The organism is Vreelandella indica (genome assembly GCF_037070225.1).
GTDB classification, from domain to species: domain Bacteria; phylum Pseudomonadota; class Gammaproteobacteria; order Pseudomonadales; family Halomonadaceae; genus Vreelandella; species Vreelandella arctica.
On record NZ_JBANSO010000016.1, the window covers coordinates 12,147 to 31,966 of the forward strand.

At 56.1% G+C, this 19,820-nt stretch carries 15 protein-coding genes; 7 read left to right on the forward strand and 8 right to left on the reverse strand.

Annotation, left to right across the window (positions count from 1 at the left end):
- The first annotated feature begins 18 nt into the window (after positions 1-18).
- Positions 19-822, forward strand: coding sequence for an indole-3-glycerol phosphate synthase TrpC (gene trpC / locus V8L71_RS12270; protein WP_336274283.1), 804 nt, complete (start codon positions 19-21; stop codon positions 820-822).
- 12 nt (positions 823-834) lie between these two features.
- On the opposite strand, the gene V8L71_RS12275 is transcribed toward trpC, so the two are convergent.
- The 4 genes from V8L71_RS12275 to V8L71_RS12290 all read right to left on the reverse strand — a co-directional run bounded on the left by V8L71_RS12275 (position 835) and on the right by V8L71_RS12290 (position 8,957).
- Positions 835-3,978 (reverse strand): efflux RND transporter permease subunit, encoded by a 3,144-nt coding sequence (locus V8L71_RS12275; RefSeq protein WP_336274284.1) that lies wholly within the window; start codon positions 3,976-3,978, stop codon positions 835-837.
- Positions 3,979-3,995: 17 nt separating this feature from the next.
- Positions 3,996-5,054 carry an efflux RND transporter periplasmic adaptor subunit gene (locus tag V8L71_RS12280; RefSeq protein WP_336274285.1) on the reverse strand — a complete coding sequence of 353 codons (1,059 nt, stop codon included), beginning with the start codon at positions 5,052-5,054 and terminating at the stop codon, positions 3,996-3,998.
- Between the two features lie 108 nt (positions 5,055-5,162).
- Positions 5,163-8,264, reverse strand: coding sequence for a D-2-hydroxyglutarate dehydrogenase YdiJ (ydiJ, locus tag V8L71_RS12285; protein ID WP_336274286.1), 3,102 nt, complete (start codon positions 8,262-8,264; stop codon positions 5,163-5,165).
- 102 nt (positions 8,265-8,366) lie between these two features.
- Entirely contained in the window at positions 8,367-8,957 is a 591-nt protein-coding gene (locus tag V8L71_RS12290; protein WP_336274287.1) for a DUF4202 domain-containing protein, read from the reverse strand.
- A 177-nt stretch (positions 8,958-9,134) separates the two neighbouring features.
- On the opposite strand from V8L71_RS12290, the gene serS reads away from it, so the two are divergent.
- Positions 9,135-10,412 (forward strand): serine--tRNA ligase, encoded by a 1,278-nt coding sequence (serS, locus tag V8L71_RS12295; RefSeq protein WP_336274288.1) that lies wholly within the window; start codon positions 9,135-9,137, stop codon positions 10,410-10,412.
- Here the strand turns inward: serS and V8L71_RS12300 are convergent.
- On the reverse strand, positions 10,357-11,259 hold the full coding sequence (locus V8L71_RS12300; RefSeq protein ID WP_336274289.1) for an SIMPL domain-containing protein: 903 nt from the start codon (positions 11,257-11,259) through the stop codon (positions 10,357-10,359). The two genes, serS and V8L71_RS12300, sit on opposite strands and share 56 nt — an antisense overlap.
- 231 nt (positions 11,260-11,490) lie before the next feature.
- On the opposite strand from V8L71_RS12300, the gene V8L71_RS12305 reads away from it, so the two are divergent.
- Positions 11,491-12,588, forward strand: a complete 1,098-nt coding sequence (locus V8L71_RS12305) for an AI-2E family transporter (RefSeq protein ID WP_008959555.1) — start codon at positions 11,491-11,493, stop codon at positions 12,586-12,588.
- A 74-nt stretch (positions 12,589-12,662) separates the two neighbouring features.
- On the opposite strand, the gene trxA is transcribed toward V8L71_RS12305, so the two are convergent.
- Positions 12,663-12,986, reverse strand: coding sequence for a thioredoxin (trxA, locus tag V8L71_RS12310; protein WP_008959554.1), 324 nt, complete (start codon positions 12,984-12,986; stop codon positions 12,663-12,665).
- A 372-nt stretch (positions 12,987-13,358) separates the two neighbouring features.
- Here trxA and cysB point away from each other — a divergent pair, with 372 nt between their 5' ends.
- A complete protein-coding gene (gene cysB / locus V8L71_RS12315) occupies positions 13,359-14,333 on the forward strand; it encodes an HTH-type transcriptional regulator CysB (protein ID WP_336274290.1) in 975 nt (324 codons plus the stop codon).
- A gap of 13 nt (positions 14,334-14,346) precedes the next feature.
- On the opposite strand, the gene V8L71_RS12320 is transcribed toward cysB, so the two are convergent.
- On the reverse strand, positions 14,347-14,967 hold the full coding sequence (locus V8L71_RS12320) for a phosphoadenosine phosphosulfate reductase domain-containing protein (RefSeq protein WP_336274291.1): 621 nt from the start codon (positions 14,965-14,967) through the stop codon (positions 14,347-14,349).
- Between the two features lie 117 nt (positions 14,968-15,084).
- Positions 15,085-16,440: an aminodeoxychorismate synthase component I gene (pabB, locus tag V8L71_RS12325; protein WP_336274292.1), complete on the reverse strand. Its 1,356-nt coding sequence runs from the start codon at positions 16,438-16,440 to the stop codon at positions 15,085-15,087.
- 347 nt (positions 16,441-16,787) lie between these two features.
- Here pabB and V8L71_RS12330 point away from each other — a divergent pair, with 347 nt between their 5' ends.
- The 3 genes from V8L71_RS12330 to prpC all read left to right on the forward strand — a co-directional run bounded on the left by V8L71_RS12330 (position 16,788) and on the right by prpC (position 19,783).
- Positions 16,788-17,480, forward strand: a complete 693-nt coding sequence (locus V8L71_RS12330; protein WP_336274343.1) for a GntR family transcriptional regulator — start codon at positions 16,788-16,790, stop codon at positions 17,478-17,480.
- A gap of 55 nt (positions 17,481-17,535) precedes the next feature.
- Positions 17,536-18,426, forward strand: coding sequence for a methylisocitrate lyase (gene prpB, locus V8L71_RS12335; protein ID WP_336274293.1), 891 nt, complete (start codon positions 17,536-17,538; stop codon positions 18,424-18,426).
- A 229-nt stretch (positions 18,427-18,655) separates the two neighbouring features.
- A complete protein-coding gene (prpC, locus tag V8L71_RS12340) occupies positions 18,656-19,783 on the forward strand; it encodes a bifunctional 2-methylcitrate synthase/citrate synthase (protein WP_336274294.1) in 1,128 nt (375 codons plus the stop codon).
- The last annotated feature ends 37 nt before the right edge of the window (positions 19,784-19,820 follow it).

The following is a 19,820-nucleotide window of genomic DNA, read 5'->3' on the forward strand; positions in this document are numbered from 1 at the left end:
AAACAAGAAGAGATCAACATGACTCAACAGGCAACGCCAACTATTTTAACGCGCATTCTGGCTCGCAAAGATCAAGAAGTAGCTGAGCGTCGTCAAGCGGTCTCGGAATCCGATCTGCTCGCCCTCGGGGAGCAACAGAGCGCCCCGCGCGGCTTTATTGAGGCGCTTAATACGCGCATCGCCACAGGTGATCCAGCGATTATCGCCGAGGTGAAAAAAGCCTCACCGTCAAAAGGCATTATTCGCGAAGAGTTTCACCCCTCGGATATCGCTAAAAGCTACGCCCAGGGCGGCGCTGCCTGTCTATCGGTGCTCACCGACGCCGACTTTTTTCAAGGCCACGAAGACTATTTGATCGCCGCTCGTGATGTCTGCACGCTGCCTGTGATTCGCAAAGACTTTATTACCCACGCTTATCAGGTCAGTGAAGCACGGGCGATTGGTTCGGACTGCATACTGCTGATTGTTGCTGCCCTGGACGATGCACAACTGCGCGACCTGCACCAGCAGGCCAACCAGTTGGGGATGGATGTATTGGTCGAGGTGCACGACGCAGAGGAGCTTGAGCGCGCCCTGGCGCTGGATCTAAAGCTGATCGGCATCAATAACCGCAACCTACATACCTTTGAAACCAGCCTGAATACCACTCTGGATCTGCTGCCGCGCATTCCTGAGGGCGTCACGGTGATTACCGAATCGGGTATCCACACCCGCGATGACGTTGAGCTAATGCGCGACCATAACGTTAACGGGTTCCTGGTTGGCGAAGTCTTTATGCGCGAAAGCGATCCAGGCTTGGCACTTAAGCGGTTATTCTTTTAACGCCGCAGCTTGTTAGCTCGCCGACCGTTGGGTTCTCCAACTGAGCACGGCAACAGTAAGCGCTGGTAAGAAGGTGACGGTGACAATTGCCGTACCGATCAGCCCAAATAGCACAATGGCACCGACGCCGCGGTAAAGCTCGGTGCCTTCCCCGGGTAGAAACACCAGCGGTGATAGCCCGCACAGGGTGGTAAGCGTCGTCATGGCAATCGGCCGTAAGCGACTCTCTACCGCCTGTTCAACGGCCTCCCGAACGCCCATGCTCGCCGTGCGAAGATTCTCCCTCGCCTGATGAACCACCAGTATCGGATTGTTGACCACTGTCCCCATCAGAATCAAAAAGCCCAGCATAGTGATCATATCAAACGGCTGGCTGATGGCATTCAAGCCGATTTTCGGCAGCTGAGCGCCCACCGTATTCATCAGCCAAAGCCCTACAATCCCCCCGGCGGCACCTAACGGAATAGTGGCGAGAATCAGCAGCGGGTAACCCCAGTGGGCAAAAATCGCCACCAGCAGCAGATACACAATCGCCAACGCGATTAACGCATTGCCGGTAAGTGCCTGGCGGGTGGCGTCTAACTGATCCCCCGCGCCGGTCACGCTGACATTAATGTTGGCGGGTATGATGCCCTCATCGCGCAGTGGGTCGATCACCTCTCGCTGCATCCGCTCGATACCGGCTTCCAGTGCCACGCTGCGGGGTGGAATAACGTCCAGCGTGACGCCGCGGCGGCCATCCACCCGCCGAAGGGTGGCCGTTCCCACGGTTTCGCGAATTTCGGCAAGGGTATTGAGCGGAACGCTCACCCCAGAAGGGGTATGGATAGGCAGGGTGGCCAGGGCGTCCAGGTCGATATTGCCCGCCTCGGGGCCATAGCCGTAAAGGTCGATTTTCTCGTCGTCGAGGTAAAAGTCATCCAGGTAGGCGCCGTTGGTGAGCACCGCGACGGTGGTGCCCAATGCGTTGGTATCCAGGCCGACTTCTGCGGCGCGCTCCCAATGGGGATACACCTCGATCAGCGGCTGGCCAAGATCCAGGGCGGAGGGCCGCGACTGAATGCGCGGGTTGTCGAACACTGTCTCGGCGCGCTGATAAATCGCATTGGCGGTGGTGTAGAGTTCGTTTAGATCATTGCCCGCAATATCCAACGTGATACTGCGCGTTCCGCCGTCATTGCTGGAAATAATTGAGCCCCGGGCGGCAAAGGCGCGCATATCCGGATATTTCTCAAAGCGCCGGGTGAGGGCGTCCATCAAGGCTTCAATATGGGTGGGGTCGATGGTTTCTGCAATGATCCGTAGGCTTTGAGCTTCGGCTTGTATGCCCATAGTGCGAATCGGTGGGATGTCGGTATCGCCGCGCTCAAAGCGCTCAGGCTCAGCCCCCACATGGGGTTCCAGCTCCCGTTGTAGGGTTTGGGCAATCGCATCCATGGTCGACAGGTTGTAACTTGCCGGGGCGTTCATGCTGGCAAAGGTTTTGGCTTCTTCGCCTTCGGGCAGGTACTCCGCCGGGGGCGTCAGCCAGACAAAAATGCCGATCCCCCCTACGATGCCCAGTACAATAGCGATAAAGCGCCGGGATGCCGTGCGAATCATGCTGTCAACCAGCCACAGGCAGCCGCGTATCCAGCGTGGCGATGAGGTTGAAGTGTTCTCCTTACCGCGAAAATCGATATGCGCACCGAGGGTGGGGATAACGGTAATGGCGACCACCATCGAGACAATAATCGAGGTCGAGATGGCTACCGCTATATCGGAGTAGAGCTGCCCGGCTTCCTGTTGAATAAAGAAGATCGGCACAAAGACTAAAATAGTGGTCAGCGTTGAGGCGAGCACCGCAGGCCATACTTGCTTAACGCCCTCGAGAGCCGCTTCAAAGCGCGCCAAGCCACGGCGTCGCTGGGTCTCAATGCTCTCCAGCACAACGATGGTGTTGTCTATCGTCATACCAATGGCGAAAGCGACACCCGCCAGCGAAATGACGTTGAGCGTGCGCCCTGCCAGCAACAGGCCTAGAAAGGCGGCGATGGTGCAGATCGGGATGCCGATCACCCCGGCCACGGTCGCGCGGGCAGAGCGAAGAAAAGCGTACATCACCAGGGTGGCAAACAGCGCGCCCAGGCCCAGGTTGACCCAAACATTGGCAATCGACGACTCCACGTAGCGCACGTCGTCGCTGGAGAGCGTCATACGCATGCCCTGCTCGGCTAGCAAGCCTTCATTCAGCGCCGCGACTTCGTCGAGCATGGCGCGCTTGATGTCGATCACATTGGCGCCCGGTTCCCGGCGCACCTGCACACTCAATACCGGCTGTCCATCTGCGCTGTAGGAGCGAGAGCTGAGTTCGGCGTAGGATTGGCGCACCTCGGCAACATCGCTCAGCCGGGTAACCGCGTCGCCGTCGCGGATGAGGATCAGCGCTTCAAGGCTCTCCACATCCTCAAAACGGCCCACGGTACGCAGCAGGTAGCGGCGTTTGCCGCTCTCTAGGTTACCGCCGGAGACATCCTGGTTGCGGGCCTGAAGGGCGTCCTGAATATCAGCGATACTCAGTTCACGGGCGGCTAGCGCCTCTGGGTTGATCAGCAGCTGCATTTGCCGCTCTGCACCACCGGAAACCGTGACTTCCGATACGCCAGCAACGCTCTCCAGGCGCGGGCGGACATTATCTTCCAGATAGTCGCGCATGGCCGGCATATCGAGCTGGCGCGGATTGCCCTCCCGGGGGCCAACGTTAAAGTACATAAAGGCGTTGGCGGAAAAGGAGTTGGCGACGATGCGAGGCTGGTCAACGTTATTGGGGTAGGAGGGCACCTGGCTTAGCGCGTTGTTAACCCGAATCAAGGTTTCGGTGAGATCGACCCCAAACGGGAACTCAAGCTCGATTTCGGCGCTGCCACTGCTGGCGGTGGACTCCATGCGCTGCAGGTTGGGCACATTGCGCAGGAACTCCTCCTGCTCAATTAAGATATCCTTTTCAATATCCTGCGGCGTAGCACCCGGCCACTGGGTCTCGATGCCCACAACGCGGGTTTCCAGGTCGGGAATCATCTGCACCGGGATGCGCCAGATGGCAGCGATACCCAAAATCAGCAGGATCAGCGTAATAACGCTAACCAAGATGCCGTGACGAATAATGGCGGCAAACATAGGTGGGGCGGGCTCCTTTAGTCGTCGCTAAGGGACACGGTTTGCCCCTCTTCAAGTCGCTCATTACCGACGACGATAACGCGGTCTCCCGCTGATAGGCCCTCATTGACGGCGACCTCTCCCTGGTAGCTACTGCCGATCTCAACCCGCTGTTCGAACGCCTGCCAAGTATCATCGCTCTGGCGGGCTAGCCAAACGCTGACGCTGCCATCCGGACGGCGAATGAGGGCATCCCGCGGCACGCTAGGCCCGCTTTCGCCGTTAAGTTGCAAACGGCCTTCCACGGCCATACCCGGCAGCATCTCCAGTGGTGTTTCCGGCGCCGCACGTAGCAGAAACTGCCTTGAACTGGCATCAAGAGGGATACGTGCGAGGGTGCGCGCCGGGTGCCATTGATCGCTGCCTTCTAAGCGTACCTCTAATTGAGAGCCCTCAAAGCGCTGGTAGGCGGAGAGCGGCACCGAGAAATCCAAGCGAAGAGAAGCTAAATCGACCAAGGTAAGCAGGTTGTCACCGGGGTTGACCCACTCACCAACATTGCTCTCCCGGTGAGTGACCATGCCGTCAAAAGGGGCGCGTATTTGATGACGCTCCAACTGCAACTGGGCCAGCTCGTAGTCGGCTCGGCGTGCTTCAAGGGTGGCCTGGGCCGCCGCCAAAGCACTTTCACGCTGGCGACGCTCGCTGGCGGCAAAGTTTTGCGCCGAAAGTTGGTTAGCTTCGCTCACTAAACGTTGTGCTTCGTCGCGCTCGGCTTCGGCCTGGGCCAGATCCGCGCGGGCGCGCTGGCTTTCCAGGCTAATATCGCGGGTATCAAGGGATAAAAGTGGCTGGCCTTGAGTGACAGTGTCGCCCATCTCAACCGCCAGCTCGCTGACCTGACCCGCTTCAGCGCTTGATAGCTGTGAGGTGCGTGGGGCACTGACGCTGCCGGTCAACGGCAACACCTCTATCCGCGGAGAGTCAGCCACCACCTGCGTTTCAACACGGTTTTCCTGAGCGATAGCGAGGGATGCTAGGCTCAGGGTTAGAACAGCGCCTGCGCCTAGGCGAGCCAGGTAGGAAAGTAGAAACAACAAGGCAGCTCCTGAAAAAATAACAGTCAATGAACAGCGTGACAGATTTTTACACTGCACGCCGTTAGCTCCCTCAACGTTATACAAGGTTTAGTGTTTGTACAAATTTTAGCTGCGCTTTAAAGCAATCAGTAGTGCTTGCAAAGGGTGTAGCAGATCTTGTTCGGAGTAGCGCTTCACCTGGCTACGGCAGGAGTAGCCGGTGGCCAGTAGCTTGCCTGCGTTCTCTTTGGTTTCCACCTGGGGTTGCCACGACTGGGCGTAGATGGTTTTGGACGTAGTGGCGTTGCGGGTCTCGTGGCCGTAGGTGCCTGACATACCGCAGCAGCCGGTGGCCATCAGCTCAAGCTCTAACCCAAACGCCGAGAACACTTGCTGCCATGCTTTAGGGCTGCCCGGCGCGTTGGTTTTCTCGGTGCAGTGGGAGAGCAGCTTAAAGCCGGGGTCGGTTAGCTTAAGCGGGGTGGGCGCTAGCGTATTGATGCGCATCGCCAGCCACTCCTGCAGCATCAGCACCTCCGGCACGGCTTCATGGCCTAATGCTTTGACGTACTCCTGGCGGTAGGTGAGGGTCATCGCCGGGTCGATACCGACCATGGGGATATCAAAGCGGGCCAAGGTGCGTAGCCGCTCGGCCTGCTTGGCGGCGGTGCGCTCGAAGGCGCCTAAAAAGCCCTGTACCTGGAGGGGTTTGCCGTTAGCCGAATAAGGCATCACAAACACGCGTAGATTGAGGCGCGAGAGTAGCTCCACCACGTCCATCACCAGCTTGGCTTCAAAGTGGGTGGTGAAGGCGTCCTGCACAAGTATCACGCTGTTGGCGCGCTGCTGTTCGGTTAACAGGGCCAGCGAGAGCGGCGTTGCCTCGGCGACGCCCCAGGCGTTCAGCTGCTTTTTAACACTGGCCCGTGACAGCGCTGGGGAGTCGCTCATGCCCAGCGTACGGCGCATTAGTTGCTCTACCCAGCGCTGGCCAATTACGGCGTTATACAGCGGCGCAGCCTTGGCCAGGGTAGGCAACATAAATTCGGTGCCGCCGATCACGTAGTCGCGCAGCGGGCGCAGGTAGCGGCCGTGGTAGACCTCTAAAAACTGTGAACGAAACTGGGGCACATTGACCTTAACCGGACACTGTCCCGCGCAGGACTTACATGCCAAACAGCCCGCCATGGCGTCATAAACTTCGTGGGAGTAGTCGTGGTGCTGCTTGCGGCTGAGAGTGTTCGCCACCCGCAGCGGAAAGCTTTTAATAAACCCCCAGCCGCCCTCGGCTTTTTTCTTACGCGACTCCTCGACAACGTCGATCCCCGCCTGGGTCTGCAGGCGCAGCCATTCGCGGATCAGGCTGGCGCGGCCTTTGGGAGAGTGACGGCGATCCCGCGTTGCCTTCCAGGAAGGGCACATGGGGTCATCAAGGTCGTAGTTGTAGCAGGCGCCGTTACCGTTGCAGTACACCGCGGCGTCGTAGGCCTGCCAGGCGCGCTCGTCGATGGTGCGGTCAAACTGGCCGCGCATGGGCACGCCATCGACCGTCAGCAGATCAGGGTCGCTATCCTTCGCGATTAGCTCGCCGCCTTCGGCGGGTGAGGCGATCTTGCCGGGGTTGAGCTGGTTATAGGGGTCAAAGGCCGCTTTTACCCGCTGAAGACTGGGATAGAGCTCGCCAAAGAACTTAGGCGCGTACTCAGAGCGCACGCCTTTACCGTGCTCGCCCCATAGCAGGCCACCATATTTCTTGGTAAGCGCCGCCACTTCATCGGACACCGCGCGAATCAGTTTTTCCTGTTCGGGATCCTTCATATCGATGGCGGGGCGCACGTGCAGTACGCCGGCGTCGACATGGCCAAACATCCCGTAGGAGAGCCCTCTGGCATCCAGCGCGGCACGAAATTCGGCAATAAAGTCCGCCAAGTGCTCCGGCGGTACGGCGGTATCTTCCACAAAAGGAATCGGCCGTTTCTCACCCTGCACGTTGCCGAGCAAACCCACCGAGCGTTTGCGCATACCGTAGACTTTCTGGATCTGCCCGCGCCCTTCGGCCAGGGTGTAACCCAGCCGCTCCACGGTGGTGTCTTGGCTTAAATGGTCGATGAAGGCGCGCACTCGTTCGGCGAGGGCGGCTTCATCGTCGTCATTGAATTCGATCAGGTTAATGCCACGAATCGCCGTGTTAGCGGTCGCCGGGAAAAACTCCGCTACGCTGTCCCAGACGAAGTCTTCCATGGCCAGTTGCAGCACGGTGTCGTCGATGGTCTCAATCGAGGTAGGCCGCGCGCTGGCAGTCATTAATGCTTTGGCATCCCGCAACGCATCCATAAAACTGGTGTAGCGCACATTGACCAGGGTGGAGTGCTTGGGAATTGGCAGTACGTTCAACACCGCTTCATTTAAAAAGCCCAGCGAGCCTTCCGAGCCGCACAGCAGGCTGTTGAGGTTGAGTAGTCCCTCGTCATCGCGCAGATGGGCCAAGTCGTAGCCGGTCAAGCAGCGGTTGAGCGACGGGAACTTGGCTGCAATCAATTCGCGCTGCTGGTCGATAATGGCGGCGGCGGTGGAGTGTACGCGGCCCAGAATGCCTTCCTGCTGGCATTCAGCTAGCTCTTCGTCCTGCGTTAACGCCCGGCTGTGCAGGTGCTTTCCACCGATCAGAATTGTATCGAGCTCTAAAACATGATCGCGGGTTTTACCGTATTCGCAGCTGCCCTGGCCGCTGGCATCAGTGGAGATCATGCCGCCGATGGTGGCGCGGTTGGAGGTCGAGAGCTCCGGGGCGAAAAACAGCCCGTGGGGTTTGAGCGCGGCGTTGAGCTGATCTTTCACTACCCCGGCCTGAACGCGCACTCGACGGTTTTTAGTGTCGATCTCGAGGATATTGTTCATGTGGCGTGATACGTCCACCACGATGCCGTCGGTGAGCGACTGGCCGTTGGTGCCGGTGCCGCCGCCACGTGGGGTCAATACAATGCCCCGGTGGGAGGTTTGCGCGGCTAGTCGGGACAGGCGTTCAAGGTCTTCGGCATGCTTGGGGTAGACCGCCGCCTGGGGCAGGCGCTGGTAAATCGAGTTATCCGTCGCCAGCACCGTGCGGTTGGCATAGTCGGGGGCAATTTCGCCTTCAAATCCGCGAGTTTTGAGGGCTTGAAGAAAACGTAAATACGAATTTCCCAAGCGTTCAAACGGGGCGGTACGGGTATCCAAGGATGCAATCATAGTTGAGCAAGCCGTCAGTGCCGGGGGCGCAAAAAAAGAAGACGGCTACTTTACCGCAGTGACTGCCCGGCTGCATCTCACGATAGCGCTTTACTCCATGGCTTACTCAACACCCAGGGCTTCTTTTACCAGCGCTGCTGAGGCGTCTGACATCGGCAGTGCTAGCGCCAGTTCGTGAGCGCGGGGCGACATTTTGCGCCAAGTCATCTGCACAATACGCACCATATGGTCGTGCTCTATCTTACGCGAGAAGTCAGCAAAGTAGTTCTCTAGAAACACCAAGCAGGCGCAATCTTCCAGCGCTTGTACATCGGGATCGCGGCCCAGGCCTTTCTTGCCAATAATCTTCGCGGCTCGGGCGGCATCTTCGTCTGCGTAGCCTGCGTCGCGCATCAGTTGGGCGGTAGTATCGCCTGCGCGAATGCCTTGGTCCCGCCGCCAGGTTAAATAACCCACACGCCCTTCGGGATACTCATTGCGCGCTACTAACCAGCGCTGCAAGTGCTGAGCGCGAACGGCCAGGCGCAGCACTTCATCTGGGGCATCGTGCACGCGGTCGAGCCAGTCGCTCATGCGCTGGGCGTAGGCCAGTTCCTGGGGCATGGATGTGCCATCGGCAAGCGTCGTGGAGCGCGGATCCTCGGCATGAAGAGCATCAATGGCGGCAAGCGTTTGATCAAAGGGAGTAGACATGGTTGCGTTGCTCGGCTTTGAGTGAATTAGGGCTAGGTTGCCGAGAAAACGCGCGAATCACAACTGCAGCGTGACACTGCCCATGGCTCCCTGCCATGCTTTTGCCTACAATAGGCGCCTTTATGCACGCGCATTAGCGCGTTGCTCTTATTGATTTCAGGCCAAGGGACAGGATTCATGCTCGATCCGAAACTGCTGCGCGGTGATCTTGACACGGTTGCTCAACAACTGGCCCGCCGGGGCTTTGTGCTTGATAAAGCGGGGCTGCAGGCGCTGGAGTCGCGTCGCCGCGAGCTGCAAACGCAAACCGAGCAGCTGCAAAACGAGCGCAATATGCGTTCCAAGGCGATTGGTAAAGCCAAAGCTAACGGTGAAGACATTCAGCCGCTGCTGGATGAAGTCAGCGATTTAGGCGATCGCTTGGATAAAGCCAAGCGCGAGCTTTCCGAGGTGCAGGAAGAGTGGGACGACGCCATCAGCGGTATTCCCAACCTGCCCCATGAAAGCGTGCCGGAAGGCAAAAGCGAGAACGATAATGTTGAGCTGCACCGCTGGGGCACGCCGCGGGCGTTTGATTTCACGGTACTCGATCACGTCGATCTGGGTAAAAAATCGGGTTATCTCGATTTTGAGTTGGCAGCTAAGATTACTGGCGCTCGCTTTGCGGTAATGCGCGGGCCGATTGCACGCCTGCACCGGGCGCTGGCGCAGTTTATGCTGGACACCCAAACCGAACAGCACGGCTACGAAGAGTGCTACGTGCCCTATATGGTGAATCGCGAATCGCTCATGGGGACTGGCCAGTTACCGAAGTTTGGCGAAGATCTGTTCAAGCTGGACGATGAGCGCGAGTACCACCTGATTCCCACCTCGGAAGTACCGCTGACTAACTTCGTGCGCGATGAAATTGTCGAGCAGGCGGCATTGCCGATGAAGCTTACCGCGCATACACCGTGTTTCCGCTCTGAAGCGGGCTCACACGGCCGTGATACCCGCGGCATGATCCGTCAGCATCAGTTCGATAAGGTCGAGATGGTGCAGATCGTCGAACCGGAGAAGAGCTACGAGGCGTTGGAAGAGATGCGTGGTCATGCGGAGGCAATCCTGCAGGCGCTGAATCTGCCGTATCGTGTGGTGACGCTGTGTACTGGGGATATGGGCTTTGGGGCGACTAAAACCTACGACTTAGAAGTGTGGTTGCCCAGTCAGGAAACGTACCGGGAGATTTCTTCGGTTTCCAACTGCGAGGATTTTCAGGCGCGGCGTATGCAGGCGCGTTATCGCCACCCGGATACCAAAAAGCCACAGTTGCTGCATACCTTGAATGGTTCTGGACTAGCGGTGGGGCGTTGCCTGCTGGCAGTGCTTGAAAACCACCAGCAGGCGGATGGGTCGGTGACTATTCCTGAGCCGCTACGTCGCTACCTGGGCGGCCTGGAGCATTTGGTCCTTTAAGCGCCCACACAACGTTAACGCCAGCATCAATACGAATGGTGCCAGGGCTGTAATCACTGGTGGCAGTGGATTGGCTGGCACCAGTGGCATCGCTCTCTGCCTGCATCGACATCATCTGCGGTTGGAAGATAGGTGATTGAGTTTCTTCAATGCGCTGCACATGGCCCAATTCGGCATCTAAGCTGTCGGCCATCAGGTTTGCCTTGTGCTGTGCTTTCTCGAGTGCTTTGACCAATGCTTCGTCAGTCGCGGCATCACGGTCCTGTAGGTCGAATTGCACGCCGTCCAGCGAGTTAACGCCCGCTGCAATCAGTGCGTCTAACACTTCGCTTAACTGATCAAGGTCGGTAAGTTCGACGGTGATAGGGCGCTCCAGTCGTGTGCGCTGGAGTGTTTCATGTTCGCCGTCTTCGTTGCGCGGTCCTTGAATGTGCTCTGGGTAGACGTTAAGCGATCCAGCGTTGATGGCGTTGCGTTCAAGACCGGTGGCTTCCATTTTTTCGATTAATTCGCTGGCGCGGCTTTCTAAACGCTCGCGTGCATCACTAAGTGCGCTACTATCGCTTTCTTCCATGGTGGAAAGGGCTGGCGTGTTTTCCCATAAGCGCGCGTTGAGGGTGGCCTTGTTGGGTTCTACCTCAACCCAAGATTGCGCTTGAACGTGCAGGCTGGGGGGCGCTTGATGTGCCGGTGCCGCGTGAGCAAAAGGCGCACTTAGGAGTGCTAATAAGGTACCACCTAGCAGGCCGTAACCTAGAAGTTGAGAGCGTAGTCCTGAAGAACCTGACCTTTGAGAACCTAGTGTTTGAGAACCAGCATTTTGAAGACTGAGTGGAATTGCTTTCATAAATGGCTTCCTAAGTAAGAGGGCAGCAGTGAGTGGACAGCCGCGCCGCCAAGTTAAATCATCGTTTTAAAAGCTGTTTCAAGAAGTTAGGGCAGACACAACTTGGAAGGGTAGTAGAAAAGAAAGTTCAGCAAGGAAGAGTGGACGCACAACGGTTGCTTATTGTTTGCACGGTTTGTGCACTATGATCAAAGCAGCCATTATGTACCAATAACAGGCTAGGGAAAGATTATGTCGAACGTGTCTGATGAGGATTACCGAAGTATTCCGCTCAATGCCACCTTGGCGCTTGCCGCGTTGGTAGTGATTATTGCTGGAATGAAAGTTGGTGCTGATTTACTGGTGCCGTTGCTACTGGCGATATTTATCGCGGTGGTGTGTACCTCGCCGGTGCAGTGGCTGCACCGCTGTGGTCTGAGCATGCGAATGTCGGCCTTTCTGACCTTAATGGTGTTGCTGGCGTTTATATCGCTCATTGGTCTGCTAGTGGTTAATAGCTTTAGCACTTTTTTGACGGCGCTGCCGGAAATTGAGTCTCGGCTGTATGAACAGTATTGGAACTTGCTTAATGCGCTCTCTTCACGCGGATTAGCCATCAACCCGGACCAGATCAACTCCCTCTTTGAAGGCGAGGATGAAGGCTCCTGGATGCCAGCGCTATTGAGCCAGCTTGGCAATCTCTTCATGCAGAGCATTATTGTTGGGCTGCTGGTTATCTTTATGCTGTTTGAGACGCTCAATGTGCGCGACAAAATATCTCGAGCACTGGAAAATCCAGCGCCCAGTTTGAAGCGTTTCAGTGAATTCAGCTTAACGCTAAAGCGCTACCTTGCGGTTAAGACGGTTATTAGCCTTGCCACGGGTGCGCTGGTTTGGCTCTCTTGCTTGATTGTTGGTGTTGAATTTCCACTGCTGTGGGGGGTGTTAGCCTTTGCGCTAAACTTCATTCCTAATATTGGTTCTGCTCTGGCTGCCATACCGCCGGTGTTGTTACTACTGGTTGCCCAAGATGGCGGCGCGTTTCAAGCGATGCTGTTGGCATCGGCCTATCTGGTCATCAACTTTGTGCTTGGCAACCTAATTGAGCCACGGGTAATGGGGCAGGCGTTAGGGCTCTCCACCTTTGTGGCGTTTTTATCGTTGGTCGTGTGGGGCTGGATCTTTGGTGCGGCGGGGATGTTACTTTCGGTGGTGCTGACAATGACACTTAAAATCGCGCTTGATAGCCACCCACAAACACGCTGGATCGCTCGGCTGCTAGGGCCTGGGAGGCGGCGTATAAAGGATAGTAGGGCGAGTGACGCAAGCTTGCCGCCGTGGAAGCGCTGAAATTGAGGTAAAGATTATTGATAACACTACCGCCGACAGCGTCGGCGGTAATTGCACGTACTAAACGGCTGTCATCAGGCATTCTGTTCGATGAACTGCGTTAGTTGTGATTTGGATTGCGCGCCAACCAGTGAGGCGACTTTGGTGCCTGCTTTAAACAGCATCACGGTAGGTACACCGCGTACGCCTTGCTCGGCAGCAATTTCAGGTGCATCGTCAACATTGACACTAACGACTTTCAGGCTGTCCTGACGCTCTGCAGCTACTTCATCAACGACCGGGGCCATGACTTTGCACGGGCCACACCAGGGCGCCCAGAACTTCATTAGCACAGGCTGTTCAGCGTTGAGGACTTCTTGCTCAAAATTGGCGTTGGTGACATCAACATTATTAGCCATTTGCTTCTCCCGTTTGCGTTGCTCTTACTGTTTCGTTGCCTCAAATGGAGCAACGGTCATTACGCGATCAATTGGCGCTCGTTCACCGCGCCTCATCTCTATCACGATAAGCGTGGTCAGATGTTAGCGGGCGCGGAGGTTGCTGGCAAATTTCCCGTGTGGTGATTTATCTGAATAGCAGAAATTAATGGATGCTGGTAGGAAGATTTTTTATAATATAAAAGTATTATCCATTTGTTTTTTATTCTATCTGGTGCTGTAAAGTGCTGCACCAGCGCCGATTTCCATCAAACGCATCGTAGTAGCTGCGCAAGGATGTGTTTCAAAGCGCATCCTACATAGATCTGTTTAGAGAATAAATAAGGTGAGGATATGAAGCTACAACAGCTACGCTATATCTGGGAAGTCAATCGACATAACCTGAACGTCTCAGCCACGGCGCAAAGTCTATTTACCTCACAACCGGGGATCTCCAAACAAATTCGTTTATTGGAAGACGAGCTTGGCGTTGAGATTTTTGCCCGCAGCGGCAAGCACCTAACGCGAGTAACGCCTGCTGGCCAATCGATTATTGAACTGGCCGGGCAAGTGCTGCGCCTGACCGATAATATCAAGCAGGTTGCCCAGGAGCATAGCGACGAGCGTCGTGGCAGCCTGTCGATTGCAACCACACACACTCAAGCTCGTTACGCGCTACCACCGATCATTAGCGAATTCACGCTGAAATACCCTGATGTAGCCCTGCATATGCAGCAGGGGACGCCCAAACAGATTGCACAGATGGTTAGCGAAGGGCAGGCAGACTTTGCTATCGCCACCGAGTCACTGGAGCTGTTTACCGATTTGGTACTGCTGCCATGCTATCGCTGGAACCGCTGCGTACTGGTGCCTAAGGGGCACCCTTTAGCGACTCATGATGGCCCGTTGACCCTTGAGGCGCTTGGCGAGCATCCGTTGGTGACTTATGTGTTTGGGTTTACTGGTCGTTCTCAGTTAGATGATGCCTTTAAAGCGAAGGGGTTAACGCCTAACGTAGTGCTCACGGCAGCCGATGCCGATGTGATAAAAACCTACGTGCGCCTGGGAATGGGCGTGGGTATCGTGGCGCATATGGCCGTGGATGAGACGCTTGACGATGACTTGGTAGCACTGGATGCAAGCCATCTGTTTGCCAGCTCCACGACCAAGATTGGTATTCGTCGTGGTACTTTTATGCGCGGCTATATGTATGACTTTTTAGAGCGCTTCGCGCCTCACTTAACCCGTGACCGTGTGGATGAAGCGCTAACAGCAGGTCCACGCCATGAACAGTCGCTGTTTGATGACTTAGACCTGCCCGAGTATTGATTATTGGCGAGTATCAGTGCTGTAAATGCAGCCCGCATTCGCGCTTCTCTTCCACTTTAGTGGGGTCAAAGTAGTCGAAGTTGTTGGGTAGGTTATGCGCCTGTAGGTACTGATACATATCTTTAGCGCTCCACTGTAGCAGCGGGGCCACTTTTAACAGGCCGTCGCTGTTGCGGCTAACCGCCTGCATTTTGGCGCGTTCGGGGGTGTCTTCAGCGCGTAGCGCGGTAAACCATACGTCAGGCTGCATTTCACGCAACGCACGCTCGAATGGTTCGAGTTTCACTTCCTGAGTAAAGGCTGCATGGCGCGGGTCGTCAATGCCCGGCATGGGGCCGTCCAGCGCTTCGCGGTGGGCGCGGGTACGACGGGGCACAAAGCTGACGATATTGAGGTGGAGTTGTTTTATCACCTCGTCGGCGAATTGATAGGTCGCCTCGGTGTTGTAACCGCTGTCCATCCAAACAATCGGTATATCTGGGCGTACCTGGCTGACCATGTGCAGAATCACCGCCTCAAAAGGGCGAAAGTTAGTGGTGCAGATAGGCCGCGCGCCCTGGACTAAAGCCCACTCAACCAAACCCTGCGGGTTGTTAGCAAATTCGTTATTGATCGCTTCAAGCTCTGAGGACATGCTGCCTCCTGTTCGGGTGTAGAGTCATGGTGACTAGGCTATCAAACCCGACCCCTGACGCCCCAATACCGTTTAGTTAGGCTTTTATATTCCTTTTAGATATAGAAATTTAATTGCTTATTCCAGGGCGCCAATTAGGTGGCGAATCTTATCCAATGTTTCGGTGTACTCTTCGTCCGCTTGAGAGTCTGCCACTAAGCCGCCGCCGCCCCATACATGCAATCTTCCCGCCTCGGCAACCATCGTGCGAATGGCGATGGAGGTATCCATACTCCCGCGTACATCGACATAACCTAAGCTGCCGCAATAGACGCTGCGCTGGCAGGGCTCTAATTCATCAATGATCTGCATGGCGCGAATCTTGGGCGCGCCGGTAATCGAGCCGCCGGGAAAAGCGGCTTCAAGAAGTGACAGTGGGGTATAGCTATCGGCCAGCGTTCCCTGCACGACGCTAACCAGGTGGTGCACGTTGGGGTAGCTCTCCAGGCGGCACAGTTGCGGCACGCGAATGGAGCCAGGCTTACACACGCGGCCTAAGTCATTGCGCAACAGGTCAACGATCATCACATTTTCAGCGCGGTCTTTAGTGCTGCTCAATAGCTGTTCCGCTAACGCCTGATCTTCTTCTGGCGTTGCGCCCCGCGGACGGGTGCCTTTGATGGGCCGCGTTTCGACTTCTCTATTGCGGCATTGGATAAAACGCTCCGGCGAAAGTGAGAGAACGGCTTTATCTCCCCAGGCCATGAAGCCCGAAAAAGGCGTGGGCGTTGCCTGCCGCAATCGCAGGTACGCTTGCCACTCATCCCCCTCATAGTCGGCATAAAAACGCTGCGCTAAATTGATCTGATAGCAATCTCCCGCCCGTATATAGCGCTGCACGGCGTTAAAGCGCGAGACGTACTGTTCATGGCTAAGCTCGGCCTGAAAGGCATTATTAAGTGCAAATGTGCCTGGCTGGTCTGGTGACGTGGCAAGCCAGGTTTTTACCTGGTCACGACGTTCCGGCGTGGCAATTAACCATGCCTGCTGGGCCACGTGATCTAGCGTAATACACCAATCGTAAAGTCCTAGACGGGCTTGTGGTAGTGCGACCGGGCTCGCTTGACCGCTAGGTATGGATAAGGTTTTACGTCCTAAATCGTAGCCCCAATAGCCAATCAAACCGCCAAGAAAAGGGAGTTCGCTGGGCTCATTAGGGATATCTAACTGATCCAATAGCCACTGCTGCAGCGCAAACGCATCGTTGGCTAGGTGTGATGGAGGGCTGAACTGGTGAGATGAGAGGCTCGGGTTGCCGTCGCTCGTCACTTCCAGCGTAGCCAGGGGGTCGCTGCTGATAATATCAAAGCGGCCATTGGCAATCGGGCGACCACTATCGAGCAGCACCGCGCCGGGTCTGGCGCGCAGGCAGGCGAATACGCCCAAGGGGTCGGGTGAATAGGGCAGGGAAGTCATCGACAACGCCTTGATCATTAAACAAACGCCTCGCCAGTAAAGGGCGAGCCATTTTAGAGGGGCGTAGGCAATGACACCAGTGTTAGACGCCTGTCGCATTTAACGCTATGCAACCGCAACCCACCACTCGTTACCTAACAATAACTGCTTGATTGTTGACAGAGCTGATCTGATTGTCCCTATCAGTACAACGAAAGGCGTACAAAATCGGCTATCTAGGCTAGTTGACGGTTCAAATAACACACGCTAGAGTTTGTTTACTTTTCAATTGTCGACAATTAATCATGGCAACACTCGCTTCTAACTCGTCTACTGCCGCCAACGCTTCCTCTGCAACAGCAGGTTCTGAGGCAACCGCCTCGGAAATGGCTGTACCCGAAGTACGCACGCTCGCAGAGCGGGTATTTCATCAATTGCAGGATGCCATCGTGCGTGGCGAACTCGCCCCCGGAAGCAAGATCACTGAACCGGGGCTTTCCAAGACCTATGGTATTTCACGCGGGCCGCTGCGCGAAGCGATGCGTCGCCTGGAAGCACACCGCCTGATTGAGCGAGTTCCTCATGTAGGCGCGCGCGTGGTTCAACTCTCAATGAAAGAGCTTCTAGAGCTGTTTGACCTGCGTGAGGCTCTGGAAAGTATGGCGGCGCGTCTGGCGGCGGAGCATATGTCGCCGGAGGAGGTTCAGGGTTTGCGCGATGTACTAGCGCTACACGAAGGCCAGGCCGACCTGAAGCGCGGCGAAGCTTACTACCAGCGCGAAGGCGATCTCGATTTTCACTACTGCATTGTTCAGGGCAGCCATAACAAAATGCTAATGAATCTGCTCTGCGATGACCTCTACTATCTCGTGCGCCTTTATCGCACCCAATTCAGTGCCAGTGGCACGCGACCGCAGCGGGCTTTCGTGGAGCACCATCGCATTGTGGACGCCATTGAAGCCGGGGACGCCGAGTTGGCCGAGCTGTTGATGCGCCGTCATGTCAGCGCCTCCCGCGCCAATGTGGCGGATCGCTATGCAGCGACCCTCGAACAGTCAGCATCAGAATCTCATCGTTAAGTCGTCGTTAAACATAACTAAACATAAGTAGAAATGAGTAACAGGAGAAACGCCCATGTCCCAAATGACTCCCGGCGCCCGCTTTCGGGCCGCGCTAGAGGCTAACCGCCCGCTGCCAATCCTTGGCACCATCAATGCCTACACCGCGCTGATGGCCGAGAAAGTCGGTCACCAAGCGATTTACCTTTCTGGTGGCGGTGTTGCCAATGCGTCGTTTGGCTTGCCGGATCTGGGCATGACAACCATGAATGATGTGGTGGAAGATGCCCACCGTATCTGCGGCGCCACCGAGCTGCCGCTGCTGGTGGATATCGATACCGGCTGGGGCGGTGCTTTCAATATCGCCCGCACTGTGAAAGAGATGCAGCGTGCTGGTGTCGCCGCGGTACATATGGAAGACCAAGTCGCGCAAAAGCGCTGTGGGCACCGTCCGAATAAGGCAATTGTCACCCAGCAGGAGATGGTCGACCGTATCAAAGCCGCCGCTGATGCCAAGGTCGACCCCGACTTCTATTTGATTGCCCGCACCGATGCGTTTCAAAAAGAGGGCCTTGATGCGGCTATTGAGCGCGCTAACGCCTGCGTTGAAGCGGGGGCGGATGCTATTTTTGCCGAAGCCGTTCACACGCTGGATGATTACAAAGCTTTCTGTGAAAGGGTCAACGCGCCCATTTTGGCCAACATCACCGAATTCGGCGCTACTCCGCTGTTTACCCAATCCGAGTTGGGTGACGTTGGCTGCCGCATGGTGCTGTACCCGCTCTCCGCGTTCCGCGCTATGAACGCTGCTGCGCTCCAGGTCTATCAAAGCATTCTCGACAACGGCCACCAAAAAGACGTCGTGCCTATCATGCAGACCCGCGATGAGCTCTATGATTTTCTGAACTACCACGACTTTGAACAAAAGCTCGATGCATTATTTGCTGAAAAAGGCGAAGACCAGTAAGGCCAACTGGTGAGAGGGCAGGTTGAAGCGAGGGTCTTTCGACAGGGCCGGAAAATGTTCCTGACGATTCCGGCATTTCCGCCATCCATGGCGGTCAGATGTCGAAAGTAGCGCCCAGGGATGGGTTCACGGCGCCCTCGCGGAAACCTGCTCTCGTCACCGAGACTGCCTTGCCGAAAGTTAAATGAAACACACAATTTAAAATAAAAGCAGAGTTAGGAGACACACCATGGCTGATAAACCCGCAACAGGTGCAGGACTACGTGGTCAGAGCGCTGGCTCTACCGCGCTATGCACAGTAGGCAAAACCGGCTCAGGCCTGACCTACCGTGGATTTGATATCAAAGAGCTTGCCGAAAAAGCCAAGTTTGAAGAGGTTGCTTACCTGCTGCTAAAAGGCAAGCTGCCCAACCAGGGCGAATTAGATCACTACATCAGTAAGCTCAAAAACCTGCGCGGTTTGCCCGATGCGTTGAAAACGGTGCTTGAGCAGATTCCTAAAGATGCACATCCGATGGATGTGATGCGCACCGGCACCTCAATGCTGGGCAATCTAGAAACCGAGGAGAACTTCGATCAGCAGCAGGACGTGGCCGACCGCCTGCTGGCGGTGCTGCCCTCGATTATTTGCTACTGGTACCGCTTCTCTCATGACGGCGTACGCATTAATACTGAGACGGATGATGACTCGGTAGGCGGTCACTTCCTCCATATGCTGCGCGGCGAACCTGCTTCTGAACTGCATGCCCGGGTCATGAACGTTTCGCTGATTCTTTACGCCGAGCACGAGTTCAATGCCTCTACCTTTACAGCGCGAGTATGCGCCTCAACGCTTTCGGATATGCATTCCTGCGTGACCGGCGCGATTGGTTCGCTGCGCGGCCCGCTGCATGGTGGCGCCAATGAAGCGGCCATGGCGATGATCGAGAATTGGCAGTCGCCGGAAGAGGCGGAAAGCAAGATCATGGGAATGCTGGAGCGCAAGGACAAGATCATGGGCTTTGGTCATGCGATCTACCGCGAGTCCGATCCGCGCAACGCGATTATCAAGCACTGGTCCAAGAAGCTCTCCGACGACGTAGGCGACAAAGTGCTTTACCCGGTTTCCGAGCGGGTCGAAGCGGTAATGTGGCGCGAGAAAAAGCTGTTCTGTAACGCGGACTTCTTCCACGCCAGCGCATACCACTTTATGGATATACCCACCAAACTGTTCACGCCGATTTTTGTCTGCTCGCGGCTGACTGGCTGGGCGGCACACGTATTTGAGCAGCGCGCCAATAATCGCATCATCCGCCCCAGTGCCGATTACACCGGCCCCGAGAAGAGCGAGTGGGTGCCGATAGAAGCGCGAGACTGACCTGCGTGATGCCCGGTGGCTTGGCTACCGGGCTTTT